Origin of the sequence: Enterobacter cloacae complex sp. P29RS, assembly GCF_014893445.1 — a bacterium.
Classification (GTDB): Bacteria; Pseudomonadota; Gammaproteobacteria; order Enterobacterales; family Enterobacteriaceae; genus Enterobacter; species Enterobacter intestinihominis.
On the sequence record NZ_JADBPZ010000008.1, the window covers coordinates 100,145 to 125,435 of the forward strand.

Consider the following 25,291-nt stretch of genomic DNA (forward strand, 5'->3'; position numbering starts at 1 on the left):
GAATGCGGGTATTGATCGTTAAAACCTCTTCGATGGGCGATGTGCTGCATACGCTGCCGTCACTGACGGACGCGATGCGGGCCATTCCCGGCATTCGTTTTGACTGGGTGGTGGAAGAAGGCTTCGCGCAGATCCCCACCTGGCACGAAGCGGTTGACCGCGTGATCCCGGTGGCCATTCGCCGCTGGCGCAAAGCATGGTTCTCCGCACCGATTAAAGCCGAACGTAAAGCCTTCCGCGAAGCGGTGCAGGCCCGGCGTTACGACGCGATCATTGACGCTCAGGGCCTGGTGAAAAGCGCCGCGCTGGTCACGCGTCTGGCGCACGGCGTAAAGCACGGCATGGACTGGCAAACCGCCCGCGAACCGCTGGCGAGCCTGTTCTATAATCGTCGCCACCATATTGCGAAGCAGCAGCACGCCGTGGAACGTACCCGCGAGCTGTTCGCGAAAAGCCTGGGCTATGCAAAACCTGAAGCCCAGGGTGACTACGCTATTGCACAGCATTTTTTGCGCGAGACGGAGGAGCATGCTGAACCGTATCTGGTGTTCCTGCATGCCACAACGCGCGACGATAAGCACTGGCCGGAAACGCACTGGAGAAGGCTGATTGAACTAATGCAACCTTGCGGTATCCATATTAAACTCCCGTGGGGTGCAGAACATGAGCGGCAGCGTGCGGAACGTCTGGCAGCAGGCTTTTCCCACGTTGAGGTGTTACCCAAACTCACGCTGGCGCAGGTTGCCGCACAGCTGGCGGGCGCTAACGCCGTCGTTTCTGTGGATACAGGGTTAAGCCATTTAACCGCCGCACTGGATCGTCCTAATATCACGATTTTCGGCCCGACCGATCCGGGGTTGATCGGGGGTTACGGTAAAAACCAGCATCAGATGGTCAGCCCTACGCAACAAACGAAGGATATTAGCGCAGATGCTATTTTTTCATTTTTACAGGGCAGCCATCGGCTTTCCAACAGGGATATTTAACCCATGAGTTATGTATTTCTGCTGATTTTACTCTTTCCGGTGAAACTCCTCCGGAAGCTGTTTCGAAAAGACACGGGCAAAAACCTTGTCATTCAGACAGCCAAAATCGGTGACTTTATTAATGCGACACCTCTACTGGCATATCTGCAAAAAAGCGATGTGTTGGTCAGTCGCAGCGTTGGTGCGCTGGCGAAGCATGATGAGACTATCGAGCAGATCTATTTTATTGAGCAGCATAAGCGCAACCTGTGGCGTAAACTGTGCTTCGCGTGCAGGATCATGAACCGCTACGACAACGTCTACCTGCTACAACCCAACAGCGTGAACCTCTTTTTTGCCGCCGTCTGCAATGCTAAAAACAAACAATTTTTAACCATTTACACGCGCAGGTGGTATCACGGGATTTTCTATCTTGCGGCTGACGGTACCGTTGAGCATGGCAAAAAAACGCTTTCGGTGACGAACTACCTGAAACTGGCCGACCGCGCACTCACATGGCAAGACTCTCCCAAGCACGCCACAAAGCCGCTCTTTAAACCGACGACCTGGCCGGCCATTCTTGATAAACCTGACGTTATCCGCATCGGCATCAGTATTGCGGCGGGCAATAAAGCCAAAACCGTCCCTCCGGTTATCTGGAAGCGGATTGTTGATCAACTCGCTGATTTACCCTGCGAGTTTTATGTCTTCGGCGCGCCAAATGAACAGTCGTGGATGGACGATATCACCCGCCTTTACGGTGAAATCCCTAATTTTATCAATCTTATTGGCAAAATTTCGCTGGAAGAGCTTCCCTGGGCCATTTCTAAGATGGACTGTTATATCGCGTCTGACTCGGGGAATGTGTATATCGCAGACGCCGTTGGCGTTCCGGTAGTCCTGCTGTTTGGTCCGTGTTGTCACTATGAACAACGTCCGCTTGGCAATGTGTTGCTGATCGGGAATGACGACAACATTTGTTCTTATGTGTTTGAAACGCGCTATTACTTCCCGCAAGAACGGGAAGCACTATTCTCTGTCACTGACTCCGCGTTACACGATCTTCAGCAGTTTATCCGTACATTACCCAAAGCCCGCTCACTGGCTAGCGCTACCGACGCTCAAGGAAACTAATTTTTATGGCTTTTTTAAGCGTCATTATTGCTGCTCATAACGCTGAAGCTACGCTGCATGCCACGCTTTCAAGCCTGCTGGCAGCCACCGTTCAAGACACTGAAATTATTATTTTTAATGACAGTTCTGAGGATACCACGCAGGCAATAATTGAAGAGTGGTCACCTAAATTTCCTCAGATCATAACGCGCACCGTGAACTTTCGTAACGTCGGCCGGGTACGAAACAGTGCTGTCGCACTGGCATCCGGTGAATATATTACGATGCTCGACAGTGACGATTGCTTAAAGCCGGGCAGCCTCAGGGACGCAATTACCTTTCTGAAAGCGCAACGTCCGGATATGTTACTGACACGTTTGCTTGAGATTCGCGATCCCCGGAAAATGACTTCAGACTGGCAGGGATTCAATCCTGTGCCATTGTCACAAAATGAAGCAGTCGCTCGTTTCTTACGCCATAAAGACTTTCAGGCGCATCTCATTGGCCAGTTTATTCATCGTAGCCTGTACGAAAGCAACCCTATTCCTCCAATGTTATGTTATGAGGATTTCGCTGTCTTCCCCGGGATGTTGATGCAGTCGAGCAAAATAGTCTATCAACGCCAGGGGCATTATTATTACGTCAAGCGTCGCGACAGTTTGTCGAGCAGTCTGGACGCCAGCAAAATTTCAACGCTTGTCGAATGCACGTTACAGATGGAAAGAACATTTCCTTCAAGCTACAGGCATCTTGTCAATTGCCACTGGTTTGATATTTACAGCAACCATCGGTCCTGTCTTACAGACCAACAATTGCAACTCGTGAAACAACGCGTAAAGGCCATGTACACATTGTCTTTTTTCCTGTCCACCGATGTTCGTTTTAGCTACAAAAAAAGGGTTATTGAGGCGTTATGGAAAAAATAAAACCACGGCTATATCAACTGACGATTGCTTTGAGCCTCATCTCTTTGATGCTGGCATTAGTCAGTTCAGGGAAGCAAAGAGAGTTTTTCTATATTGCTATTTACGTCAGTATTATTGGCCTGGCTTTCGAATATAAAAAAATCACTCTTCGACCTTTTACTATAGCGCTGCCCATTTTGCTGATTGGGTTACTTAACCTCGGCTGGTACTTAGTCTATGAGTATCATAACGAGGGACTCAATCTTTACAGCGACTATCTAGGCGCCAGCAAAAAGTTAATTTTAGCGAGTATCCTGATTTTCTATATTGACCGCTTTAAGTTTTACATTGATAAAGACAACTTCAGGAAATTTTTCTTCTACGCAGCGGCCTTAGGGTTTGTGCTCGCCACAGGATATGGCTTGTGGCAGGCCTCGCAAGGTATGACTCGCGTTGAGATGGCAATTAACCGTGCCACCGTTTCAGCCTATGTTTATTCTGTCCTGTCACTGGCTTTCGTATACAGTCTTTACCTTCAGCAGAACGTGAAGCTGTATGTTGTCGCGGGTTTCACTATATTAATCTCTTACTTCGTCATACTGTTGACGGGTACCCGTGCTGCGATGGGTTTATATCTGCTTCTGGCGATAGTGCTCACGCTATATCATTTCAGAAAAATTCATCTCAAATCCACTCTCATCTTTTTATGCATTGTGGCCGGCATTGTCGTCGTAAGCTACAAGCCGTTGATTGCACCGAAAATAACGCAAACCCAAATTGAAGTTGAGAAATATCAGCAAGGCTATGACCGCACGTCACTGGGCGCACGTTTTTCGATGTGGACTGTCGGGATCGAGAATGGTCTTGCACATCCGTTGGGGCAATCACTTGAAGAGCGTGAAACGTGGACACGGCAGTATATAAAAGACGGTCATCCACATCTTGCTACCGCGCTCGTGTACATCAAAGTCCACCTGCATAATGAATTTATAGAGAAATATTCATTGCAGGGGATCCCCGGCGTGGCGGTTATGCTCTTTTTCTTCGTTTCGATGATTGTGTATGCCCTACGAAACAGAAACGCACTGCTGCTAACCTCGATGCTACTTTTGCTTTTGTATGGTCTGACGGATGTCATACTGCTCAGTTCAGAAGCCTTAATCTTCTTTATGGTTTTGTTTGCATTAAGTACACCTTTCACCCAAACAAAGCAGCAATAGCAAATATGCCCGCCTGGCGGGCATAACTATTTTTTGTACTGGTAAAACTCCGCCAGCGTCATCCCCACGGTCTTATCTGATAACCAGGTAAAGAGCTGCTCCAGATCCTGATAAAGCCCCTCAATCGCGGCCTCGTCTTTAAAAGTAGGGCTCCCGCCAGGCATAAATTCCGACGAATGCAGCATGAACTCTACGTAGTCATTTCCCTGAGACAGGCACTGCTGCGCCACCTTAATCATCTCCTCCGCGTTACCGCCGGCCGGGCGTAACCAGTTAACTGACGGAGAACGGTATTTACCGCGCAGACGATCGTAACCCTGCTTCAGGGAATTCAGCCATGCCGGGTGTTTATACTGGATGCTCATTGGCACTTCGAGGAGAAGGCTGTTTCCCGGCCGGGAAATGTCGTCTACGTCCAAAAAGTAGGCGCGATCGGGAAAATGCTGGTAATTCGTTCCGCCATTACCCTGCGGGGCACCTTTCGCGTTGCGCCAGTTCACGCGCGGCGTAACGGAACAATCTACCTGATACCCCAGCTCAATCAGTAACCGGGCGTAACGGCTGTCGAATGCCCAGCGCCCGGCGCGATGGCTGAGCATTTTTGTCTGGAAAGTCTCTTCCAGTAAGCGGGTCATGAACAGCACTTTCTCACGCATGACCTCGTCTGAAAACTCAATCAGATAAGGCTGCCAGCGCCAGTCATCACCGGTCAGATCGTGCTCCGGAGGGCTGTTCCAGGCATGGAGATGCATTCCTACCTCGCCCTGCCCCCGGGCTATGACCTCTTTCGCGAACTCAATGAACACCGGTTCGACGGCCATCTCGTAGTTGGTGAGCCAGACAGGCTTAAAGCCGAAACGCTCGCAAAGCGTCTGAAACCGCGCCAGGTAGCGCGCGTTTTCCGTTTTGATGACCCGGTGGTTCTGCCAGAGATTATCCCCTTCGGTATCGATCGTGATGATAAACGCTGGTTTTTTCATAATGAGTCCGTAAGACAAAATAGTTAGCGCTATGTTACGCACGCCCGAAAGCTGGAGTAAACCCTTCCAGGGAAATTCCTGACATTATGGAGAAAGAGTGCAAGTCGTTACCAGGTCTATTAGAATTGCCAACAGTACAACGCCGATAAGATGATGATGAATAACTTACCTGACACGCCTGATTTGCGCATTTTACTGATTAAACTTCGCCATCATGGTGACATGTTACTCACCACCCCCGTCATCAATTCATTGCGCCAGAAATGGCCTGAAGCCCAAATCGACGTGCTTCTCTATGAAGAGACGCGAGACATGCTCGCCGCGCATCCGGCAATCGGTACGCTCTATGGTATCGATCGTAAATGGAAGCAGTTGGGGACGCTGAAGCACCTGCAAAAAGAGTGGCAGTTGCTTCGTGCTTTACGCGCTCAGCATTATCATCTGGTGATCAATCTTGCCGATCAGTGGCGCAGCGCGCTGGTTACCCGCTTCACCGGCGCACCGGTTCGGCTCGGGTTCGCTTTTAACAAGCGCAATAATGCCTTCTGGCGTTTTTGTCACAGTGAACTGGTCTCGGTCGCCAGCCATCAGAACCTGCACACCGTTGAACAAAACCTGTCCATACTGAAACCATTACCCGTTGCCGCCAGACCCGCCGTCACCATGGCTTACAGCGCGGATGACTGGCACCATGCACATCACAAGCTGACACAAAAGGGCGTGGGGGAACGCTATATCGTTATTCAACCCACTTCACGCTGGTTCTTTAAGTGCTGGGACGAAGGCAAAATGGCGCAAACTATCGCCGCGTTGCAGCAGGACGGCCACACTATCGTCCTTACGGCGGGACCGGATAAGAAAGAGCTGGCGATGATTGACCGCATTCTTGCCGCCTCCCCGCAGACGGGTGTTGTATCGCTGGCAGGGCAGTTAACCCTGCGCCAGCTGGCCTCGCTTATCGATCACGCAGCCCTGTTCATTGGCGTTGACTCCGTCCCCATGCACATGGCCGCCGCCCTTCAGACGCCCTGCGTGGCGCTGTTTGGCCCGTCAAAATTGACGTTCTGGTCGCCATGGCAGGTTAACGGCGAGGTCATCTGGGCTGGTAACTACGGCCCGCTTCCCAACCCTGACGCCATTGATACAAAAACGACGGAACGTTATCTCGACGCCATCCCCGTTGATGCTGTCGTCTCCGCCGCAAGGAGATACCTGCAATGAAGCTTCATCGTCTGGCCATTGTGCGCCAAAAATATCGGCCGGATGGGGGAGCAGAACGTTTTGTCTCCAGGGCACTCACCGCGCTGAGCAATCAAAATCTTGAGCTCAACGTCATCACCCGCGAGTGGCAGGGCGAAAAGCAGGACGACTGGCATATTCATATCTGCGATCCACGAAAGTGGGGCCGCATCAGCCGTGAACGCGGCTTTGCACACGCCGCGCGCGCGCTGTGGCAGCAACAGCAGTTTGATATTGTACAGAGCCACGAACGTATTCCGGGCTGCGATATTTACCGCGCCGGAGATGGTGTACATCGACGCTGGCTGCTACAGCGTACGCGTATTCTTCCCGCCTGGCGCGCGAAGCTGCTCATGCACGATCGCTATCACCGCTACGTGATGAACGCCGAACGTGAAATGTACCAGGCTCCCGAGTTGAAAGCCGTTATCTGTAATGCGGAGATGATCAAGCGCGAAATCGTCGAAGACTTTGATATTGACGCAAAAAAGATACATGTGATTTATAATTCAATAGATTCCCGCCGCTTCGTTCCGGCAGAAGAGAGGCAGCGCGCTGTACTGCGTAAGCAATTTGGCTTACCCGCTGATGCCGTCATTTTCTGCTTCGTGGGTTCAGGGTTTGAACGCAAGGGGCTGGCAAGCGCTATTCAGGCTATAGCAGGAACATCGGCGTGGCTGGTTGTGGTCGGTCAGGATAAAGCGGAAAGCCGTTATCGCGACCTCGCCCGTTCATTAGGCTGTGAGGGGCAAATCCGTTTCCTGGGGATGCAAAAAGAGACGCTGCCATTTTATCAGCTTTCTGATGGTTTACTGCTGCCGACGCTGTATGATCCTTTCCCTAACGTCATACTTGAAGCAATGGCCTGTGGATTGCCCGTCATTACGTCAGAGAGTTGCGGTGGTTCAGAATTTATTGAGCAAGGCCAGAACGGGTTTTACTGTGATGCACTTGATATCCACACATTGAAGGAGGCCGTCATGTCCATCCCTTCACTGGAAAAAAATAACAATATGGGGCTTGCGGCGCGTGAACGCGTCAGAGAAGCAACCCCTGAAAAACTATCAAGTCAGCTTATTTCGCTTTATCAAAAATTACTGGATTAATAATGCGCATCCTAATGATTATTGATGGTTTACCCGGTGGAGGAGCCGAAAAAACGGTTCTCACCCTCTCCAGCGGACTGACAGAACTGGGGCATCAGGTCACCCTTTTCTCCTTACGGAAGGTGTGCGACTACGCCATTCCGGAAGGCATCGATTTTCAGGTCGTGCAGGATACCTGTAAAAAACCCTGGCGGAAGCTGACCGAGATCCCGCGTCGCGCCCGTTTGCTGGATCGCGCCATTGAGCAGGCAGAACGCAGCGGTAAATTTGACGTCGTCTTCTCGCATCTGCATAAAACCGACCGTATCGTGGCGCACAGCCGCGTGCTGGATCGCGATAAGGTCTGGTTCTGCGTACATGGGATGTTCTCCTTCTCCTATTTGCGCCATCGCAGCGGGCTTTCTCGCTGGTTTAAGCATTATAAAATTCGTCATACCTATGAAAACCGCAACGTGGTGGCGGTATCCGGCGCCGTGCTGCACGATCTGTCTGAAGTACTCGCGATCCCCCTGCGGCGCAAAGCGGTTATCCATAACCCGTTTGATATCCCTGAAATTCAGCGTCTGGCGGAAGCGCCCTTTGAGATGCAGGGGCAGAATTACATTATCCACGTTGGCCGTTTTCATGAGCACAAACGTCACGACCGGCTGCTGCGGGCGTTTGCGATGAGCAAGATTGACGCATCGCTGGTGTTGATGGGCAAAGGCTCTGACGTGAAAATTAACCAGCTCAAACAGCTTGCCGCTAAGCTGGGAATTGAAAACAAGATCGTCTTCCGCCCGTTTGAAACCAACCCCTACCCGTGGATCAAAGGTGCACGCCTTTTAGTGTTAAGTTCCGACTGCGAAGGTTTTGGTAATGTACTGGTAGAGTCCATTATCTGTCAGACCCCACCGGTGAGTACAAACTGCCCTGGCGGCCCTGCTGAGATCCTTACTGGCCCTCTGGCGCGCGGTCTGACCGCGTTAACCGACGAATCACTGGCGAAAACACTGGCAGAACTGTATGCCTCTCCGCCGGTTGTTGATCGCGAAACGATCGCATCGTTCGGTATCAACGCCATTTGCCAGCAATACATTGCTTTGGTCGACAACCAAAAATAATCAGGTTTCATATGCAAAATTCAGCGCCTTTATTAAGCGTGGTGGTTGCCGTTTATAACGGTGAAGCTTTTCTCGATCAGTTCTTTACCTGCCTTGTAAATCAACATATCGACAGTATGGAAGTCATCATCGTGAATGACGGCTCCACTGACCGCTCGATGCAGATTGTCGAAAAATGGCGCGAACAGCTGCCACAGATGCAGGTTATTGAACAACCTAATCAGGGCGTGTCCATCGCGCGTAATACCGGCCTGGCCGTTGCGACCGGCCAATATCTCTCTTTTCCGGATATTGATGATGTCTTCAAACCCGGCATGTACCAGCGTCTGCTGGATATGGCCGTCACGCAGAACCTGGATGTCGCCACCTGCAATGGCAACTACGTCTGGGAAAATAACAAAAAACCGTCTCGCCCTATCTTCCCTGAAGATAAGCTCGCCTCAACGGGCGTCATGAATGGCGCGGCATGGTTAAAAACGGCGCTGGATTCACGTAAGTTCCTGCATGTGACCTGGCTGAATATCTATCGTCACGATTTTATTCGTCAGCACGGCTTCCGTTTCGAGCCTGGCCTGCGCCATCAGGATATCCCGTGGACGACTGAGGTGCTGCTTGCTGCGGAACGCGTTCAGTACACCAGCGAACGCTTTTACGACTACTACATTCACTCCGCCTCGGTATCGCACACCCCGGATAATGACGACACGCTGATTCGCTCAGCGCGCCATTACATGAAGATCCTGAAGATGCTTGATGCCATTAACCAGCGCTACCCGGATAAAGTGAAAAATATCCCGGCCTGTCACTGGCAAATCGCCAAAGAGGGTCTGGGAATTATTCATACCTTCGACAACATGAAGGATGAAGCGAAGAAATCAATGATAATCAAAGAGTTCTTCGACACCGGGATCTGGAAGCTCATCTGGAAAAGTGCCAAAAGCCCGCGTTTGCGCTGGCGCCTGGGCCGACGCTACTTCCGTTTAAAACGGTATCTGGCATAAGAGATAGCTTTAGCACGCTTAAATGCTTAGAATTTCCCGGCCGAAACTAAAAAAACGGATAATCGCTTGGAATTGTTGTATACCGCCCTGCTCTACATCATTCAGCCACTGGTGTGGCTGCGACTGTTGCTTCGTAGCCGTAAAGCGCCTGCGTACCGTAAACGCTGGGCCGAACGCTATGGCTACTGCCGCAATAAAGTGGCGCCGGACGGTATTCTGCTGCATTCCGTGTCAGTTGGGGAAACGCTGGCCGCCATTCCACTGGTGCGTGCCTTACGCCATCGTTATCCGTCACTGCCCATCACCGTCACCACGATGACGCCAACCGGCTCAGAGCGCGTGATGTCTGCCTTCGGTAAAGACGTGCATCACGTCTACCTGCCGTACGATCTCCCCTGCGCCATGAACCGTTTCCTGAATACCGTTCGCCCTAAACTGGTGATCGTCATGGAAACTGAACTGTGGCCGAATATGATTTCCGCCCTGCATGCCCGTAAAATTCCTTTGGTTATCGCCAACGCGCGTCTGTCGGAACGCTCGGCGAAAGGGTACGGCAAGCTGGGTAAATTTATGCGTCGCCTGCTCAGCAAAATTACGCTGATCGCCGCGCAGAACGAAGAAGATGCCGCGCGCTTTATCGCCCTCGGCCTGAAGCGCAACCAGCTTGCGGTCACGGGTAGCCTGAAGTTCGATATTTCCGTCACCCCTGAACTCGCCGCCCGTGCGGTAACGCTGCGTCGTCAGTGGGCGCCGCGTCGCCAGGTCTGGATTGCCACCAGCACCCATGACGGCGAAGAGGCCATTATTCTTCAGGCTCACCGCCAGCTGCTGGAAAAATTCCCTGATTTACTGCTGATTCTGGTTCCTCGACATCCTGAGCGTTTTAAAGATGCCCGGGAGATGGTGCAAAAAGGCGGTTTCAGCTTCACCCTGCGCAGCAGCGGCGAAATCCCCTCTGGCAGCACGCAGGTGGTGATTGGCGATACGATGGGCGAACTGATGCTGCTGTACGGGATTGCCGATCTTGCTTTCGTTGGCGGAAGCCTGGTGGAGCGCGGTGGTCATAACCCGCTGGAGCCGGCAGCCCACGCCATTCCCGTGCTGATGGGTCCACACACGTTTAACTTCAAAGATATCTGCGCGAAATTGCAGCAAGCCGATGGCTTAATCACCGTGACCGATGCGGACTCGGTGGTCAAAGAGGTCTCAACCCTTCTGACTGACGAAGATTACCGCCTGTGGTACGGTCGTCACGCCGTTGAAGTCCTGCATCAGAACCAGGGTGCACTGACCCGTCTGCTGCAACTTCTGCAACCTTACCTGCCGCAGCGGAGCCACTAATGTCAACGCGTCTGTCGGTCGTGATGATCGCCAAAAACGCCGCCGACCTGCTTCCGGATTGCCTGGCCTCTGTTGCCTGGGCTGACGAAATCGTCATTCTCGATTCCGGAAGTACGGACAATACGGCGGACGTTGCCCGTGCAGCCGGGGCAAAAGTCTTTACCGACACCGACTGGCAGGGCTACGGTATTCAGCGTCAGCGTGCGCAGGGTTACGCCACAGGCGATTACGTGTTGATGATCGATACCGATGAGCGCGTCACCCCGGAACTCCGACAGGCCATTCAAACGGTGCTTGCCGCGCCACAGCCCGGCGCGGTCTACAGTATCGCGCGTCGTAACTATTTCCTGGGCCGCTTTATGCGCCACAGCGGCTGGTACCCCGACCGCGTGATGCGCCTCTATGCCCGCGAGCGTTATCAGTACAACGACAACCTGGTCCATGAGTCTCTGGCCTGCGATAACGCTCAGGTCATCCCCCTGACGGGCGATCTGCTTCATCTGACCTGCCGCGATTTCGCCAGCTTCCAGCGGAAACAGCTGAACTATGCCACCGCCTGGGCACAGGAGCGGCATGCGCGCGGCAAGAAGGCCACGCTGACCGGCATCTTCACCCACACTCTGGGCGCGTTTCTGAAAACGCTGCTGCTACGTGGTGGCGTGCTGGACGGCAAACAGGGCTGGTTACTGGCGGTAGTGAATGCCCAGTATACTTTCAATAAATACACCGAGCTGTGGGCGCTGAACCGCGGCTACTCAGAGAAAACGTGAGCCATGAGCACAAAAGCGATTTATCCGGGTACCTTCGATCCGATCACTAACGGTCATCTTGATATCATCACCCGTGCGGCGTGTATGTTCGACAAGGTGATTCTGGCCATTGCCGCCAGCCCGAGCAAAAAGCCGATGTTCGACCTGAACGAACGCGTGCAGCTTGCCACCGATGCGATTTCGCATTTGTCGAATGTTGAGGTCGTCGGATTCAGCGATTTGATGGCAAACTTTGCCCGTGCCCAGCAGGCCAATATCCTGATCCGCGGTCTTCGCGCGGTAGCAGACTTCGAATATGAGATGCAGCTGGCGCACATGAACCGCCATCTGATGCCGGAGCTGGAGAGCGTATTCCTGATGCCCTCCAAAGAGTGGTCCTTCATCTCTTCTTCGCTGGTGAAAGAGGTGGCGCGCCATCGCGGGGACGTTACCCACTTTCTGCCGGTTAACGTCCACCAGGCGTTGATGGAAAAGTTAAAGTAACCCTACTTCTGGCACTGACGGCAGTAAAACGTGGCGCGCTGAGCGTGCTTCGTGGCAATAATCGGCGTCCCGCATGCTCTGCACGGTTCCCCCTTACGACCATAAACCTGCAACTCCTGCGCAAAATAGCCCGGCTTCCCGTCGCTTTGCAGAAAATCCTTCAGCGTCGTCCCGCCCTGCTCAATTGAGCGCAGCAGTACCGCTTTAATCACTCTGACCAGCAGCTCGCACTCCTGCGCAGACAGCGAAGAGGCCAGCCGATCGGGATGGATCCCGGCGGCAAACAACGATTCGCTGGCATAGATATTCCCCACGCCCACGACCAGCTTGTTATCCATCAGCCAGGGTTTAATCGGGGTTTTCTTTTTCGCGCACTTCTCTTTGAGATAATCTGCGTTAAACGCCTCTGAGAGCGGCTCAGGTCCAAGATGCGCCAGCACGTTGTGCCCTTCCAGCTCTTTGGTCCACAGCCATGCACCAAAGCGACGCGGGTCGGTGTAACGCAGCACCTTGCCGTTACTCATCACCAGATCAACGTGGTCGTGCTTTTCCGCAGGCAACTCTTCGGTGAGGATGCGCAGGCTTCCCGACATGCCCAGATGGATAATGATCCAGCCGTCAGGCAGCTCCAGCAGCAGGTATTTCGCGCGGCGCTGTACGCTCAGGACGGGTTTATCGCTTAACGCGTGGATCTCATCGGACACCGGCCAGCGCAGACGCCCGTTGCGAACGACAGCATGAAGAATAGTCGCGCCAACCAGATGGGGCTCAATGCCGCGGCGGCTGGTCTCTACCTCAGGTAATTCAGGCATGGTTCCTCCGTTGAGATGCAGAATGCAAAAAACCCCGCAGTTGCGGGGTTTTTCAATACAAGAAGACTAAAATTATTTGATTTTAGCTTCTTTGTACAGTACGTGCTGGCGTACAACTGGATCGAATTTTTTCAGTTCCAGTTTTTCCGGCTTAGTACGTTTGTTCTTCGTGGTGGTGTAGAAGTGACCTGTACCAGCAGAAGAAACCAGCTTGATTTTCTCGCGAATACCTTTAGCCATGATTTATTTCCTCTTTAAGTACTTAGTACTTTTCGCCACGGGCACGCAGTTCGGACAGAACTGTATCGATGCCTTTCTTATCGATTACACGCATACCTTTAGCAGATACGCGCAGGGTGACAAAACGCTTCTCGCTCTCAACCCAGAAACGGTGAGAGTGCAGGTTCGGCAGGAAACGGCGTTTAGTCGCGTTCAGTGCGTGGGAACGGTTGTTACCGGTCACCGGACGCTTGCCAGTAACTTGGCAGACTCGGGACATGTCTATTCTCCAAAAATCAAATTAGCTCGAGCTTCGTATGGGGTATCGGCGCCTCGTCAGGCTTTACAGCCCGGTCATCGCATAGTTCTATTGAACTCTCGATTGCCAGGCCCAAATGCCAAACCCGAGATTCTCAAAGGTGGCGTAGTATACGCTGACTCGGCGGTGTGCTCAAGTCCCGAACAGACAAAGATCCCGATGGATCGCGAGAAAAGGCCTAAATCCAGCCACGTTCGGCAAAAGAAATGTACTCTCCGCGGCCAATTATCAGATGGTCCAGCACACGAATGTCCATGAATTGACAGCATTTGATAATACGTTCGGTAATTGCTTTGTCAGCTCTGCTTGGTTCTGCACAGCCAGAGGGGTGATTATGCGCGAGGATCACGCCGGCTGCATTCACTTTTATCGCTTCCCGCACAATTTCACGCGGATGCACCTCAACGTGGCTCAATGTTCCCGAAAAAAGGCGGGTATGTTTCAGTACCCGGTTTTTGTTGTCGAGAAAGATCACCATAAAGATCTCCCGCTCCAGATCGGAAAGCTGGCTTTGCAGAAATTCGCGGGTCATGTCGGGGGTGAGGATCGGGTCTTCTTCCTCCATACGCACGTTGTAAAATCGCCGGGCCAGCTCCGCAATGCCCCGCAGCTGGGCATATTTCGCCACGCCAATACCCTCAACGTGCGTAAACGCCTCCAGCTCGGCGGTCAACAATCCATACAGTGAGCCGAAATGGTCTATCAGCTCTTTCGCCAGCGTAAATACCGTTTTCCCCGGCGTGCCTGTGCGTAAAAAGAGCGCCAGCAGCTCGTCGTCCTTTAACAACGTGACGCCATGGCGCAGCATTTTTTCACGCGGTAGCAGCAGTTCAGTCTCTTCCATGCCCGGCCTCCTTCTGTTTGCCATTATGCTGCCACAGGCAAATTCGGGGCTCGACGCTGGCGTTTCGTTCTTGCGTAGCGCCTCGCAAAGTGAATTAAGGACATCATCACCCCGTTTTAGGGATTGTGATAAAATGCCCGCTCTCTGGTGAAACCCAACAGGAAAGAATCATGATGAGCCTGGCCGGTAAAAAAATCGTTCTTGGCGTCAGCGGCGGTATTGCTGCCTATAAAACGCCAGACCTGGTGCGCCGTTTGCGCGAGCGCGGGGCCGACGTACGGGTCGCGATCACCGAAGGCGGCAAAGCCTTTATCACCCCGCTGAGCCTGCAAGCCGTCTCGGGATACCCGGTATCCGACAGCCTTCTCGACCCGGCAGCCGAAGCCGCAATGGGCCATATTGAGCTGGGGAAATGGGCCGATCTGGTTATCCTTGCCCCCGCCACGGCAGATGTAATTGCCCGCGTGGCGGCCGGGATGGCGAACGATCTGGTAACGACCATTTGCCTCGCCACGCCTGCGCACGTCGCGGTTGTACCCGCAATGAACCAGCAGATGTATCGCAACGCCGCTACCCAGCATAATCTGGATACGCTGGCCTCGCGCGGCCTGCTAATTTGGGGACCGGAGAGCGGCAGCCAGGCCTGTGGCGACGTGGGGCCAGGGCGTATGCTCGACCCATTGACGATTGTTGATATGGCCGCCGCCCATTTCTCGCCTGTCAACGATCTGCAACATCTCAACATCATGATTACCGCGGGCCCCACGCGCGAGCCGCTGGATCCGGTGCGATACATCACCAACCACAGCTCCGGCAAAATGGGCTTTGCAATTGCTGCCGCGGCAGCCAAACGCGGCGCGAACGTGACGCTGGTGAGCGGCCCGGTGTCGCTTACCACCCCTGCGTTTGTGCGGCGTATTGATGTAACTACCGCGCTGGAAATGGAAGCCGCCGTACAGGCGCATGCTCAACAACAGCATATTTTTATCGGCTGTGCGGCCGTCGCTGATTACCGCGCCGAAACCATTGCCGACGCCAAAATTAAAAAGCAAGGTGATGAATTAACAATAAAAATGGTGAAGAACCCGGATATCGTTGCCGGTGTCGCCGCATTGAAAACTCATCGTCCTTACGTTGTTGGGTTTGCCGCAGAAACGAATAATGTGGAAGAATATGCCCGGCAAAAACGTACCCGCAAAAACCTCGATTTGATTTGCGCGAACGACGTATCGCTGTCCACGCAAGGATTTAACAGCGACAGCAACGCATTGCACCTTTTCTGGCAGGATGGAGATAAAGTCTTACCGCTTGAGCGCAAAGAACTCCTGGGCCAACAATTACTGGACGAGATCGTTACCCGTTATGATGAAAAAAATCGACGTTAAGATTCTGGACCCGCGCGTTGGCGAGCAATTTCCGCTGCCAACGTATGCCACCTCCGGCTCTGCCGGTCTTGACCTGCGCGCCTGTCTCGATGACGCCGTAGAACTGGCGCCGGGTGCAACGACCCTGATCCCGACCGGGCTGGCGATTCACATTGCTGACCCGTCACTGGCAGCGGTGATCCTGCCGCGCTCTGGCCTGGGCCATAAGCATGGCGTCGTGCTGGGTAACCTGGTCGGCCTGATCGACTCTGACTATCAGGGTCAGCTGATGGTTTCCGTCTGGAACCGTGGCCAGGACAGCTTCACCATTGAACCGGGCGAGCGTATTGCGCAGATGGTGTTTGTACCGGTGGTGCAGGCAGAATTTAACCTGGTGGCAGACTTCGACGCTACCGACCGTGGCGAAGGCGGCTTCGGCCATTCCGGGCGCAAATAACCGCCCGACAAACACGCATCTCACAGCGCCATAATGCAATAACAAACCGCAAACGTCAGTTTGCGGGTCGCTGTGTGGTTGCCAGCCTGACAAGTGCTTATTTTCAGGGGTATTTTGTAACATGGCAGAAAAACAAACCGCGAAAAGGAATCGTCGCGAAGAAATACTTCAATCTCTGGCTCTGATGCTTGAATCCAGCGACGGCAGTCAACGCATCACCACCGCCAAGCTGGCGGCCTCTGTGGGCGTGTCAGAGGCGGCGCTGTATCGTCATTTCCCGAGCAAAACCCGGATGTTCGACAGCCTGATCGAGTTTATCGAAGATAGCCTGATCACGCGCATCAACCTGATTCTGAAGGATGAAAAAGACACCAGCACGCGTCTGCGTCTGATTGTGCTGCTGATTCTGGGCTTTGGTGAACGTAACCCGGGTCTGACCCGTATTCTGACTGGCCACGCGCTGATGTTTGAACAGGATCGTCTGCAAGGCCGTATAAACCAGCTTTTTGAGCGTATCGAAGCCCAGCTTCGTCAGGTTCTGCGCGAGAAGAAAATGCGGGAAGGTGAGGGATATAATACGGATGAGACGCTGCTGGCAAGCCAGATCCTGGCATTTTGCGAAGGGATGCTCTCCCGGTTTGTGCGCAGCGAGTTTAAATATCGACCAACGGACGATTTTGACGCCCGCTGGCCGTTAGTGGCAGCACAATTACAGTAACGCCATCGCCGGATGGCGGCTTCGCCTTATCCGGCCTACGAACAGGTAGGCCCGGTAAGCGTAGCGCCACCGGGCAACGCAATTAAACCCCGAACTCTTCGCGATACGCTTTTACCGCCGCCAGGTGATCCGCCATCTCAGGCTTCTCTTCCAGATATGCAATCAGGTCTGTCAGCGTGATGATAGAGATCACTTTGCAGCCATAATCGCGTTCCACTTCCTGAATAGCAGAGATGTCGCCACGCCCACGCTCCTGACGATCGAGCGAAATCAGCACACCCGCAAGCGTTGCACCGTTAGCCTGGATAATTTCCATCGATTCACGGATCGCGGTGCCTGCGGTGATCACGTCATCCACCAGCATCACGCGGCCCTGCAACGCACTGCCGACCAGATTGCCGCCTTCACCGTGGGTTTTGGCCTCTTTACGGTTAAAGCAGTACGGTACGTCGCGGTCATGGTGCTCCGCCAGCGCCACCGCCGTGGTGGTTGCAATTGGAATGCCTTTGTACGCGGGGCCAAACAGCAGATCGAAATCAATCCCGGAATCTACCAGCGCTTCGGCATAGAAGCGGCCTAACAGTGCCAGGTCGCGCCCGGTATTAAACAGCCCGGCGTTGAAGAAATACGGGCTTTTACGCCCGGATTTCAGCGTGAACTCGCCAAACTTAAGTACCTGCTTGTTAAGCGCAAACTCAATAAACTGGCGCTGATACGATTTCATGGATTTGCTCCTTTGTCTTTTCAGTCTTACAGGCAAAAAAAAGGCGACTCATTGGTCGCCTTAAAATCAATTTTCTAACGCCGCTTTCTGCGTCGCTACAATAGATTCAATACCCCCTCGGGCCAACGCCAGCAAGGTGAGCAGTTCTTCGTGAGTGAATGGCTCGCCTTCTGCCGTGCCCTGCACTTCAATGATGCGACCATCTTCGGTCATCACCACGTTCATGTCGGTTTCTGCGGCAGAATCTTCAACGTATTCCAGATCGCAAAGCGCTTCGCCGTTAACAATACCAACGGAGACAGCAGCAACCATCCCTTTCATTGGGTTGGTTTTCAGCTTACCGGCGGCAACCAGCTTGTTCAGCGCATCTGCCAGCGCCACACAGGCACCGGTAATGGAGGCCGTACGCGTGCCGCCATCGGCCTGGATCACGTCGCAGTCCAGCGTGATGGTGAACTCACCCAGCGTTTTTAAGTCAACCGCGGCGCGGAGCGCACGTGCGATCAGGCGCTGGATCTCCATAGTACGGCCGCCCTGCTTACCTTTTGCCGCTTCACGAGCATTACGGGTATGGGTTGCGCGCGGCAACATACCGTATTCCGCGGTGATCCACCCCTGCCCCTGACCTTTCAGGAAGCGAGGCACGCCCTCTTCGATGGACGCGGTGCAAAGCACTTTGGTGTCACCAAACTCAACCAGCACGGAGCCTTCAGCGTGTTTTGTATAGTTACGGGTCAGGGTGACGGGACGCACCTGGTTGGCGCTACGACCTGCTGGACGCATGATGGATTCTCCGGCTTGAAACGAATGTGGCTGCGCATTATACGGATAAAGGACGCTTATTCCTATCCTGAGAAGCCCCTGAAAGCTATAATCCCCCCATCTCTCCTTTAAAAACGGGAATGTCTATGATCCGCAGTATGACCGCCTACGCCCGGCGTGAAATCAAGGGTAGCTGGGGTAGCGCTACCTGGGAAATGCGCTCGGTAAACCAGCGCTATCTGGAAACATATTTCCGTATGCCGGAACAGTTCCGCAGCCTGGAGCCTGTGGTGCGTGAGCGTATCCGTACGCGTCTGACCCGCGGGAAAGTGGAATGTAACCTGCGTTTTGAGCCCGATGCCAGTGCCCAGGGCGAACTGATCCTGAACGAAAAGCTGGCAAAACAGCTGGTTAATGCGGCGAACTGGGTCAAAATGCAAAGCGATGAAGGCGAGATCAACCCGGTTGATATTCTGCGCTGGCCTGGCGTGATGGCCGCCGGAGAGCAGGATCTGGACGCGATTACCGCTGAAATCCTGGCTGCACTCGACGGCACGCTGGATGACTTTATCGTTGCCCGCGAAACCGAAGGCCAGGCGCTGAAAGCGATGATTGAGCAACGCCTTGAAGGCGTGAGCGCCGAAGTGGCTAAAGTGCGCGCTCATATGCCAGAAGTGCTGCAATGGCAGCGTGAGCGTCTTGTCGCCAAACTGGAAGAGGCGGAAGTCCAGCTGGAAAACAACCGTCTGGAACAAGAGCTGGTGCTGATGGCGCAGCGTGTAGACGTGGCTGAAGAGCTGGATCGTCTGGAAGCGCACGTTAAAGAGACCTACAACATCCTGAAGAAGAAAGAAGCGGTAGGCCGCCGTCTCGACTTTATGATGCAGGAGTTCAACCGCGAGTCGAACACGCTGGCGTCTAAGTCTATCAATGCAGAGGTGACCAATTCAGCAATTGAACTGAAGGTCCTGATTGAGCAGATGCGCGAGCAGATCCAGAATATCGAGTAATACCTTTCAGGGTGGTGTCTGGCACATCACCCATTACTTTTTCTAATCCTTATTTATCCTTACTTTCTTTGCCTCCCGCCTTATCACAAGCCCGCCTGGCATGCGTTGATAAATTCCTTTAGGGCAAATCTCCTCGCCTTAGAAAATCTCAATCGTGATCTTGCGCACAAATCGCTAACCTCCTCCACTTCATTCCGGAGGGTTTATGCTGCTTCACATTCTCTATCTTATTGGCATTACCGCTGAAGCCATGACCGGCGCGCTTGCCGCTGGACGTCGCCGAATGGACACCTTCGGCGTGATCATTATTGCCACGGCCACTGCGCTCGGCGGCGGGTCCGTGCGCGATATCCTGCTTGGCCATTATCCGCTCGGCTGGGTTAAAAACCCTGAGTACGTCATTATCGTGGCAACGGCAGCCGTGTTAACTACGATTGTAGCCCCGGTGATGCCTCATTTGCGCCGCTTGTTCCTGGTGCTGGATGCGCTTGGGCTGATTGTTTTTTCCATCATTGGCGCACAAATTGCTCTCGATATGGGTGAAGGCCCGGTTATCGCCACCATTGCGGCGGTGATCACGGGCGTGTTTGGCGGGGTGCTGCGCGATATGTTCTGCAAACGTATCCCGCTGGTTTTCCAGAAGGAACTGTACGCCGGCATCTCCTTTGCCGCGGCAGTGCTTTATGTCGCCTTGCAGCACTATGTCACCAACCACGATGTGGTGGTTATCTCTACCCTGCTGTTTGGCTTCACCGCGCGTATGCTGGCATTGCGCCTGAAGCTGGGCCTGCCGGTTTTTCATTACAAGCACAACGCGCATTAAGGTCAGAACCCGTTAATGTGCTGCTCAGCCAGCCACCTTGCCAGCCTATCAACGGGAGGCGCATGCAGCCAGTTAACGACCTGCTGCGCCTTCTCTTCACCTGTTCCCGGCAAAGCCTGCCAGTCAGCGGCGCTCCGCTGATTCAGCGCCTGCCACGACGCCGCCCCAACCGCATTCAACGTGGCTTTTGTCAGCGGGATCCCCATCGCTGTGACCCAGCGAATAAAAGGTTGTTTGCGCACAATATTAAAACGATGCCAGAGCGATAACCCGCGCCCGGCGGAAAAGCCAGGCGTGGACTGTAGCTGCGCCTGCGTCAGTGTTAACCACGAAAAAATATGCTCGAAACGATGCGTCTGATGAAGCGTTCGCCAGCCCGCCTCGCCTAACCCCTCGATCCCTAGCCCTTGTTTCGAGCTAAGCCACGTCAACCGGGCAAAGAACTGTTCCATACACGCTGGTGAGGCATAAAAACAGGTCAGCGAGTGGTACTGCAGGGCCGGAGGTTCTGGTTTTTCCCTGTTCGCTCCCCGCCAGACAACTCGATCGAATCGGGGGATCCCCTGCCCGGCGAGGCTTATCAGAACCTGATCGCCGGGAACAATATCCAGCCGCTGCCAGCGTGTGACCGACCCCAGGCTCACCCGCCGCACCTGTTTATCATCAAGCTTTACTGGATCCAGTTCGGCTACAACGGACACCTTGCCCGTTCGCCCGACGCCAAACTGTATCCCTCGCACTTCAGCAACCTGAGCGACAGGCGTATATTTCCATGCGACAACCCAACGGCCTTCACCGGGTAACCAACCGTCGCCCGCGGGTTCATCCGCTGAACGCACCACAATGCCGTCCGTGGCAAAGGGCAATGCTGTTGTATGCCACGCTGAACGCTGCGCTTCGACCACATTCACAGACGCGGCGGGCAGCGTATAACGCGCCGTCAGGGTGAACCCGGCTTTTGACAAAGCATCCAGAGATACCTGCATCTCTTTAGGTCCATCCGGCCAGGCCCAGATAAACACGCCGAGCTGCCTGAGAAGTGCGCTATCGTTATGACGCATCATGGCGCCCGCCACTTTTGCCCGCATGTTCATCCCCCCCATCTGACGCTGGATGTGGTTTTCATGAATCCAGAACAGTTCACCCTGTAAGACGCTATTTGCCAGGGGGCCGGACAGGTTTTGCGGAACAGAGGGGATTGATCGAACCTGCGCCGTCCAGTCTTCACCTTTCACACCGTTGCCACGGCTAATGGCCCGGACAAGCTTCCCGCCCTGGTACACCAGCGTCACAGCCACGCCATCCACTTTGGGCTGCATCCAGAGATGTTGCCGGGCTCGCATCCACTGGCTGAGCTCAGCTTTACTGGCAACCTTATGCACGCCCGTATGCGCAACCGGGTGTGTCACACTACCTGTCAGAGGTGGCGGTCTCTCTTCGGAAGAGACATGACCAAAGCAGCGCTGCCACTGGTTCAACCGCGCGTTAAGCTGATCGTAAACCCCGTCATCAACGTCACTGACTCCCTGCTTCCAGTAAGCATCGTCCCAGCGTTTGATCTGCGCGCTCAGCGCTACAATTTCCTTTTCTGCTTTTGCCTGCGACCATACCGGGCATACCGCTAACCCGGTGCTACACCACAACAGCGCAAACCCGCTTATCCATCGCCACATTATTACCCCTCCTTTGCGTTGGAGGAGGTATAACCCGGTATTGAAAACGACGCGAATGGCAACGTTACGCTTTACGAGGCGTTATCCAGCGTTTCTTTTTGTTGCTGCAAACCGCAGACAAAACCTGAAAACAGCACGCAAAATTTAATCATCCACGGGAAAAAGTGTGACAAAGGCTACGTCACACAGCGGCGACGTGTATAATAAGCCCGTATGTAGGACTTCTTCGTTAACACGTACAAAAGACTCTCATGGCTCAAGGCACGCTTTATATTGTTTCTGCCCCTAGTGGCGCGGGTAAATCCAGCCTTATTCAGGCACTGTTAAAAACCCAACCGTTGTACGATACGCAGGTTTCTGTTTCTCACACCACGCGAGCACCGCGTCCGGGTGAGGTGCACGGTGAACACTATTTCTTTGTGAATCACGACGAATTCAGAGCGATGATTGGCAGAGACGCGTTTCTTGAACACGCAGAAGTATTCGGTAACTACTACGGTACTTCGCGTGAAACCATTGAGCAGGTTCTGGCGACCGGCGTGAACGTGTTCCTGGATATCGACTGGCAGGGCGCGCAGCAAATTCGTAAGAAAATGCCTGATTCGCGCAGTATTTTTATTCTACCGCCATCGAAAGATGAACTGGATCGTCGCCTGCGTGGTCGCGGCCAGGATAGCGAAGAAGTTATCGCGAAGCGTATGGCACAGGCTGTTGCAGAAATGAGCCATTACGCGGAATATGATTACCTTATTGTGAATGATGATTTTGATGCCGCGCTGAGCGATCTCAAAACTATCCTTCGCGCAGAACGTCTGCGTATGAGCCGCCAGAAGCAGCGACATGACGCATTAATCACCAAACTGTTGGCAGACTGAACCCACTTTCAGTATCATGCCCAGTCATTTCTTCACCTGTGGAGCATTTTAAGTATGGCACGCGTAACTGTTCAGGACGCTGTAGAGAAAATTGGTAACCGTTTTGACCTGGTACTGGTCGCCGCGCGTCGCGCTCGTCAGATGCAGGTAGGCGGTAAAGATCCGCTGGTACCGGAAGAAAACGATAAAACCACCGTTATTGCACTTCGCGAAATCGAAGAAGGTCTGATCAACAACCAGATCCTCGACGTGCGTGAGCGCCAGGAGCAGCAAGAGCAGGAAGCCGCAGAACTGCAGGCCGTAACCGCCATTGCTGAAGGTCGTCGTTAATTAAACCTGCGGGTCGCCCTTGTATCTGTTTGAAAGCCTGAATCAACTGATTCAAACCTACCTGCCTGAAGACCAGATTAAGCGTCTTCAGCAGGCGTATCTCGTTGCACGTGACGCTCACGAGGGCCAGACACGTTCAAGCGGTGAACCCTATATCACGCACCCGGTAGCGGTGGCCTGTATTCTGGCCGAGATGAAACTCGACTACGAAACGCTCATGGCCGCCCTGCTGCATGACGTGATTGAAGATACCCCTGCCACCTACCAGGACATGGAACAGCTGTTTGGCAAAAGCGTTGCCGAGCTGGTGGAAGGGGTCTCTAAGCTTGATAAGCTGAAATTCCGCGATAAGAAAGAGGCGCAGGCCGAAAACTTTCGCAAGATGATCATGGCGATGGTGCAGGATATCCGCGTCATTCTCATCAAACTTGCTGACCGCACCCACAATATGCGCACGCTGGGCTCACTTCGCCCGGATAAACGTCGCCGCATCGCCCGAGAAACCCTCGAAATCTACAGTCCGCTGGCGCACCGTTTAGGTATTCATCACATTAAAACCGAGCTGGAAGAGCTGGGTTTTGAAGCGTTATACCCGAACCGCTATCGCGTGATTAAAGAGGTGGTGAAAGCCGCTCGCGGTAACCGTAAAGAGATGATTCAAAAGATCCTCTCTGAAATCGAAGGGCGCTTGCAGGAAGCCGGTATTCCGTGCCGCGTCAGCGGTCGCGAAAAGCATTTGTACTCTATCTACTGCAAAATGGTGCTCAAAGAGCAGCGTTTCCACTCGATCATGGATATCTACGCGTTCCGCGTCATCGTCCACGACTCTGACACCTGCTACCGCGTGCTGGGGCAGATGCATAGCCTGTACAAGCCACGTCCGGGGCGCGTCAAAGATTACATCGCCATTCCAAAAGCGAACGGATATCAATCTTTGCACACCTCCATGATTGGCCCGCACGGCGTTCCGGTTGAGGTGCAAATTCGTACCGAAGACATGGATCAGATGGCGGAAATGGGTGTCGCGGCGCACTGGGCTTATAAAGAGCACGGCGGCGAAAGCAGCACCACCGCGCAAATCCGCGCCCAGCGCTGGATGCAGAGCCTGCTGGAGCTGCAACAGAGTGCAGGTAGCTCGTTTGAATTTATCGAGAGCGTTAAATCCGATCTCTTCCCGGATGAGATTTACGTTTTCACGCCGGAAGGGCGCATTGTCGAACTGCCTGCGGGCGCGACGCCGGTCGACTTCGCTTACGCCGTGCATACCGATATCGGCCATGCCTGCGTGGGTGCCCGCGTCGACAGGCAGCCTTATCCGCTGTCGCAGCCGCTTTTCAGTGGGCAGACTGTCGAAATTATTACCGCGCCGGGCGCACGTCCTAACGCCGCCTGGCTGAACTTTGTCGTGAGCTCAAAAGCGCGCGCAAAAATCCGCCAGCTGCTGAAAAATCTCAAGCGCGACGACTCCGTTAGCCTGGGGCGTCGTCTGCTCAATCACGCGCTGGGTGGCAGCCGCAAACTGGCAGAGATCCCACCAGAAAACATTCAGCATGAGCTGGAGCGTATGAAGCTCGCCTCGCTGGATGACCTGCTGGCAGAGATTGGCCTCGGAAACGCCATGAGCGTGGTCGTGGCGAAGAACCTGCAACAGGGCGAAACGACAGCCGTTCCTGCTAACGCGCAAAATCATGGTCACCTGCCAATCAAAGGCGCTGACGGGGTGCTCATCACCTTCGCCAAATGCTGCCGCCCTATCCCGGGCGACCCGATTATTGCGCACGTCAGCCCGGGTAAAGGGCTGGTGATCCACCACGAATCCTGCCGTAACATCCGTGGCTATCAGAAAGAGCCTGAGAAGTTCATGGCGGTCGAATGGGATAAAGAGACAGCGCAGGAATTTATCACTGAAATCAAGGTGGATATGTTTAACCACCAGGGTGCACTGGCGAACCTGACGGCAGCGATCAACACGGCCTCGTCAAACATTCAGAGCCTGAATACTGAAGAAAAAGATGGCCGCGTTTACAGCGCCTTTATTCGCCTGACCGCCCGTGACCGCGTACATCTGGCCAATATTATGCGCAAGATCCGCGTGATGCCGGATGTCATTAAAGTCACCCGTAACCGAAACTAGC

Annotated in this window: 27 protein-coding genes; 19 read left to right on the top strand and 8 right to left on the bottom strand. The window is 53.7% G+C overall.

The features are described from left to right. Positions 1-2: 2 nt before the first annotated feature. The 4 genes from rfaC to IM282_RS08100 are packed head-to-tail and all read left to right on the top strand — an operon-like array spanning position 3 to position 4,203. Entirely contained in the window at positions 3-986 is a 984-nt protein-coding gene (gene rfaC / locus IM282_RS08085; protein WP_032626573.1) for a lipopolysaccharide heptosyltransferase RfaC, read from the top strand. A 3-nt stretch (positions 987-989) separates the two neighbouring features. Further along, positions 990-2,099: a glycosyltransferase family 9 protein gene (locus tag IM282_RS08090; protein WP_045308210.1), complete on the top strand. Its 1,110-nt coding sequence runs from the start codon at positions 990-992 to the stop codon at positions 2,097-2,099. 5 nt (positions 2,100-2,104) lie between these two features. Then, positions 2,105-3,004: a glycosyltransferase family 2 protein gene (locus IM282_RS08095; protein ID WP_192970301.1), complete on the top strand. Its 900-nt coding sequence runs from the start codon at positions 2,105-2,107 to the stop codon at positions 3,002-3,004. Next, positions 2,992-4,203 (top strand): O-antigen ligase, encoded by a 1,212-nt coding sequence (locus IM282_RS08100; protein ID WP_192970302.1) that lies wholly within the window; start codon positions 2,992-2,994, stop codon positions 4,201-4,203. The genes IM282_RS08095 and IM282_RS08100 overlap by 13 nt, the downstream gene beginning before the upstream one ends. Positions 4,204-4,229: 26 nt before the next feature. Here IM282_RS08100 and IM282_RS08105 read toward each other — a convergent pair whose 3' ends face one another. Beyond that, the gene (locus IM282_RS08105; protein ID WP_023299025.1) at positions 4,230-5,183 is read right to left on the bottom strand and encodes a polysaccharide deacetylase family protein; all 954 of its coding nucleotides are present in this window, start codon (positions 5,181-5,183) and stop codon (positions 4,230-4,232) included. Between the two features lie 150 nt (positions 5,184-5,333). Between IM282_RS08105 and rfaQ the strand changes: the two genes are divergently transcribed. The 7 genes from rfaQ (at position 5,334) to coaD (ending at position 12,226) form a co-directional block, all read left to right on the top strand. Continuing rightward, on the top strand, positions 5,334-6,404 hold the full coding sequence (rfaQ, locus tag IM282_RS08110) for a putative lipopolysaccharide heptosyltransferase III (protein WP_192970303.1): 1,071 nt from the start codon (positions 5,334-5,336) through the stop codon (positions 6,402-6,404). Further along, positions 6,401-7,528, top strand: a complete 1,128-nt coding sequence (locus tag IM282_RS08115; protein WP_023299023.1) for a glycosyltransferase family 4 protein — start codon at positions 6,401-6,403, stop codon at positions 7,526-7,528. Before rfaQ ends, IM282_RS08115 begins: the two co-directional genes overlap by 4 nt. 2 nt (positions 7,529-7,530) lie before the next feature. Next, entirely contained in the window at positions 7,531-8,631 is a 1,101-nt protein-coding gene (locus IM282_RS08120) for a glycosyltransferase (RefSeq protein WP_046621790.1), read from the top strand. An 11-nt stretch (positions 8,632-8,642) separates the two neighbouring features. After that, positions 8,643-9,632, top strand: coding sequence for a glycosyltransferase (locus tag IM282_RS08125; RefSeq protein WP_058646800.1), 990 nt, complete (start codon positions 8,643-8,645; stop codon positions 9,630-9,632). A gap of 66 nt (positions 9,633-9,698) precedes the next feature. Beyond that, positions 9,699-10,973 (top strand): lipid IV(A) 3-deoxy-D-manno-octulosonic acid transferase, encoded by a 1,275-nt coding sequence (gene waaA / locus IM282_RS08130; RefSeq protein WP_003860874.1) that lies wholly within the window; start codon positions 9,699-9,701, stop codon positions 10,971-10,973. Further along, a complete protein-coding gene (locus IM282_RS08135; RefSeq protein ID WP_003860875.1) occupies positions 10,973-11,743 on the top strand; it encodes a glycosyltransferase family 2 protein in 771 nt (256 codons plus the stop codon). The genes waaA and IM282_RS08135 overlap by 1 nt, the downstream gene beginning before the upstream one ends. Positions 11,744-11,746: 3 nt before the next feature. Further along, a complete protein-coding gene (gene coaD, locus IM282_RS08140; protein ID WP_022646622.1) occupies positions 11,747-12,226 on the top strand; it encodes a pantetheine-phosphate adenylyltransferase in 480 nt (159 codons plus the stop codon). A gap of 2 nt (positions 12,227-12,228) precedes the next feature. Here the strand turns inward: coaD and mutM are convergent, their stop codons facing one another. The 4 genes from mutM to radC all read right to left on the bottom strand — a co-directional run bounded on the left by mutM (position 12,229) and on the right by radC (position 14,420). Then, positions 12,229-13,038 (bottom strand): bifunctional DNA-formamidopyrimidine glycosylase/DNA-(apurinic or apyrimidinic site) lyase, encoded by an 810-nt coding sequence (gene mutM / locus IM282_RS08145; RefSeq protein WP_003860879.1) that lies wholly within the window; start codon positions 13,036-13,038, stop codon positions 12,229-12,231. A 72-nt stretch (positions 13,039-13,110) separates the two neighbouring features. Next, entirely contained in the window at positions 13,111-13,278 is a 168-nt protein-coding gene (rpmG, locus tag IM282_RS08150) for a 50S ribosomal protein L33 (RefSeq protein ID WP_003024094.1), read from the bottom strand. A 22-nt stretch (positions 13,279-13,300) separates the two neighbouring features. Beyond that, on the bottom strand, positions 13,301-13,537 hold the full coding sequence (rpmB, locus tag IM282_RS08155; protein WP_002436699.1) for a 50S ribosomal protein L28: 237 nt from the start codon (positions 13,535-13,537) through the stop codon (positions 13,301-13,303). A 217-nt stretch (positions 13,538-13,754) separates the two neighbouring features. After that, the gene (radC, locus tag IM282_RS08160) at positions 13,755-14,420 is read right to left on the bottom strand and encodes a DNA repair protein RadC (protein WP_006812419.1); all 666 of its coding nucleotides are present in this window, start codon (positions 14,418-14,420) and stop codon (positions 13,755-13,757) included. A 173-nt stretch (positions 14,421-14,593) separates the two neighbouring features. On the opposite strand from radC, the gene coaBC reads away from it, so the two are divergent. The 3 genes from coaBC to slmA all read left to right on the top strand — a co-directional run bounded on the left by coaBC (position 14,594) and on the right by slmA (position 16,959). Then, positions 14,594-15,805, top strand: coding sequence for a bifunctional phosphopantothenoylcysteine decarboxylase/phosphopantothenate--cysteine ligase CoaBC (gene coaBC, locus IM282_RS08165; RefSeq protein WP_192970318.1), 1,212 nt, complete (start codon positions 14,594-14,596; stop codon positions 15,803-15,805). Then, on the top strand, positions 15,783-16,241 hold the full coding sequence (gene dut, locus IM282_RS08170) for a dUTP diphosphatase (protein ID WP_015570042.1): 459 nt from the start codon (positions 15,783-15,785) through the stop codon (positions 16,239-16,241). The genes coaBC and dut overlap by 23 nt, the downstream gene beginning before the upstream one ends. Before the next feature lie 121 nt (positions 16,242-16,362). Next, positions 16,363-16,959: a nucleoid occlusion factor SlmA gene (gene slmA, locus IM282_RS08175; protein WP_003860901.1), complete on the top strand. Its 597-nt coding sequence runs from the start codon at positions 16,363-16,365 to the stop codon at positions 16,957-16,959. An 82-nt stretch (positions 16,960-17,041) separates the two neighbouring features. On the opposite strand, the gene pyrE is transcribed toward slmA, so the two are convergent. Together pyrE and rph are read right to left on the bottom strand one after the other, a co-directional pair. Then, positions 17,042-17,683 carry an orotate phosphoribosyltransferase gene (pyrE, locus tag IM282_RS08180; RefSeq protein ID WP_023305206.1) on the bottom strand — a complete coding sequence of 214 codons (642 nt, stop codon included), beginning with the start codon at positions 17,681-17,683 and terminating at the stop codon, positions 17,042-17,044. A 66-nt stretch (positions 17,684-17,749) separates the two neighbouring features. After that, the gene (rph, locus tag IM282_RS08185; protein WP_015570044.1) at positions 17,750-18,466 is read right to left on the bottom strand and encodes a ribonuclease PH; all 717 of its coding nucleotides are present in this window, start codon (positions 18,464-18,466) and stop codon (positions 17,750-17,752) included. Between the two features lie 125 nt (positions 18,467-18,591). Here rph and IM282_RS08190 point away from each other — a divergent pair, with 125 nt between their 5' ends. Together IM282_RS08190 and IM282_RS08195 are read left to right on the top strand one after the other, a co-directional pair. Beyond that, positions 18,592-19,455, top strand: a complete 864-nt coding sequence (locus tag IM282_RS08190; RefSeq protein WP_003860907.1) for a YicC/YloC family endoribonuclease — start codon at positions 18,592-18,594, stop codon at positions 19,453-19,455. Between the two features lie 205 nt (positions 19,456-19,660). Continuing rightward, complete coding sequence (locus tag IM282_RS08195; RefSeq protein ID WP_023299016.1) at positions 19,661-20,278, top strand: trimeric intracellular cation channel family protein; 618 nt, start codon at positions 19,661-19,663, stop codon at positions 20,276-20,278. Between the two features lie 2 nt (positions 20,279-20,280). Here the strand turns inward: IM282_RS08195 and ligB are convergent, their stop codons facing one another. Then, complete coding sequence (gene ligB / locus IM282_RS08200; RefSeq protein WP_192970304.1) at positions 20,281-21,951, bottom strand: NAD-dependent DNA ligase LigB; 1,671 nt, start codon at positions 21,949-21,951, stop codon at positions 20,281-20,283. A 251-nt stretch (positions 21,952-22,202) separates the two neighbouring features. Here ligB and gmk point away from each other — a divergent pair, with 251 nt between their 5' ends. Genes gmk through spoT form a run of 3 tightly spaced genes read left to right on the top strand, consistent with a single transcriptional unit; the run spans position 22,203 to position 25,290 of the window. Further along, positions 22,203-22,826, top strand: coding sequence for a guanylate kinase (gene gmk / locus IM282_RS08205; protein ID WP_006177710.1), 624 nt, complete (start codon positions 22,203-22,205; stop codon positions 22,824-22,826). Between the two features lie 54 nt (positions 22,827-22,880). Further along, entirely contained in the window at positions 22,881-23,156 is a 276-nt protein-coding gene (gene rpoZ / locus IM282_RS08210) for a DNA-directed RNA polymerase subunit omega (RefSeq protein ID WP_000135058.1), read from the top strand. A gap of 19 nt (positions 23,157-23,175) precedes the next feature. Continuing rightward, a complete protein-coding gene (spoT, locus tag IM282_RS08215; RefSeq protein WP_022646616.1) occupies positions 23,176-25,290 on the top strand; it encodes a bifunctional GTP diphosphokinase/guanosine-3',5'-bis pyrophosphate 3'-pyrophosphohydrolase in 2,115 nt (704 codons plus the stop codon). Position 25,291: the final 1 nt, after the last annotated feature.

Coding starts and splice junctions, on each gene's coding strand:
- rfaC (WP_032626573.1), top strand. CDS start 3: ATGCGGGTATTGATCGTTAAAACCTCTTCGATGGGCGATGTGCTGCAT.
- IM282_RS08090 (WP_045308210.1), top strand. CDS start 990: ATGAGTTATGTATTTCTGCTGATTTTACTCTTTCCGGTGAAACTCCTC.
- IM282_RS08095 (WP_192970301.1), top strand. CDS start 2,105: ATGGCTTTTTTAAGCGTCATTATTGCTGCTCATAACGCTGAAGCTACG.
- IM282_RS08100 (WP_192970302.1), top strand. CDS start 2,992: ATGGAAAAAATAAAACCACGGCTATATCAACTGACGATTGCTTTGAGC.
- IM282_RS08105 (WP_023299025.1), bottom strand. CDS start 5,183: ATGAAAAAACCAGCGTTTATCATCACGATCGATACCGAAGGGGATAAT.
- rfaQ (WP_192970303.1), top strand. CDS start 5,334: ATGATGATGAATAACTTACCTGACACGCCTGATTTGCGCATTTTACTG.
- IM282_RS08115 (WP_023299023.1), top strand. CDS start 6,401: ATGAAGCTTCATCGTCTGGCCATTGTGCGCCAAAAATATCGGCCGGAT.
- IM282_RS08120 (WP_046621790.1), top strand. CDS start 7,531: ATGCGCATCCTAATGATTATTGATGGTTTACCCGGTGGAGGAGCCGAA.
- IM282_RS08125 (WP_058646800.1), top strand. CDS start 8,643: ATGCAAAATTCAGCGCCTTTATTAAGCGTGGTGGTTGCCGTTTATAAC.
- IM282_RS08135 (WP_003860875.1), top strand. CDS start 10,973: ATGTCAACGCGTCTGTCGGTCGTGATGATCGCCAAAAACGCCGCCGAC.
- coaD (WP_022646622.1), top strand. CDS start 11,747: ATGAGCACAAAAGCGATTTATCCGGGTACCTTCGATCCGATCACTAAC.
- mutM (WP_003860879.1), bottom strand. CDS start 13,038: ATGCCTGAATTACCTGAGGTAGAGACCAGCCGCCGCGGCATTGAGCCC.
- rpmG (WP_003024094.1), bottom strand. CDS start 13,278: ATGGCTAAAGGTATTCGCGAGAAAATCAAGCTGGTTTCTTCTGCTGGT.
- rpmB (WP_002436699.1), bottom strand. CDS start 13,537: ATGTCCCGAGTCTGCCAAGTTACTGGCAAGCGTCCGGTGACCGGTAAC.
- radC (WP_006812419.1), bottom strand. CDS start 14,420: ATGGAAGAGACTGAACTGCTGCTACCGCGTGAAAAAATGCTGCGCCAT.
- coaBC (WP_192970318.1), top strand. CDS start 14,594: ATGAGCCTGGCCGGTAAAAAAATCGTTCTTGGCGTCAGCGGCGGTATT.
- dut (WP_015570042.1), top strand. CDS start 15,783: ATGATGAAAAAAATCGACGTTAAGATTCTGGACCCGCGCGTTGGCGAG.
- slmA (WP_003860901.1), top strand. CDS start 16,363: ATGGCAGAAAAACAAACCGCGAAAAGGAATCGTCGCGAAGAAATACTT.
- pyrE (WP_023305206.1), bottom strand. CDS start 17,683: ATGAAATCGTATCAGCGCCAGTTTATTGAGTTTGCGCTTAACAAGCAG.
- rph (WP_015570044.1), bottom strand. CDS start 18,466: ATGCGTCCAGCAGGTCGTAGCGCCAACCAGGTGCGTCCCGTCACCCTG.
- IM282_RS08190 (WP_003860907.1), top strand. CDS start 18,592: ATGATCCGCAGTATGACCGCCTACGCCCGGCGTGAAATCAAGGGTAGC.
- IM282_RS08195 (WP_023299016.1), top strand. CDS start 19,661: ATGCTGCTTCACATTCTCTATCTTATTGGCATTACCGCTGAAGCCATG.
- ligB (WP_192970304.1), bottom strand. CDS start 21,951: ATGTGGCGATGGATAAGCGGGTTTGCGCTGTTGTGGTGTAGCACCGGG.
- gmk (WP_006177710.1), top strand. CDS start 22,203: ATGGCTCAAGGCACGCTTTATATTGTTTCTGCCCCTAGTGGCGCGGGT.
- rpoZ (WP_000135058.1), top strand. CDS start 22,881: ATGGCACGCGTAACTGTTCAGGACGCTGTAGAGAAAATTGGTAACCGT.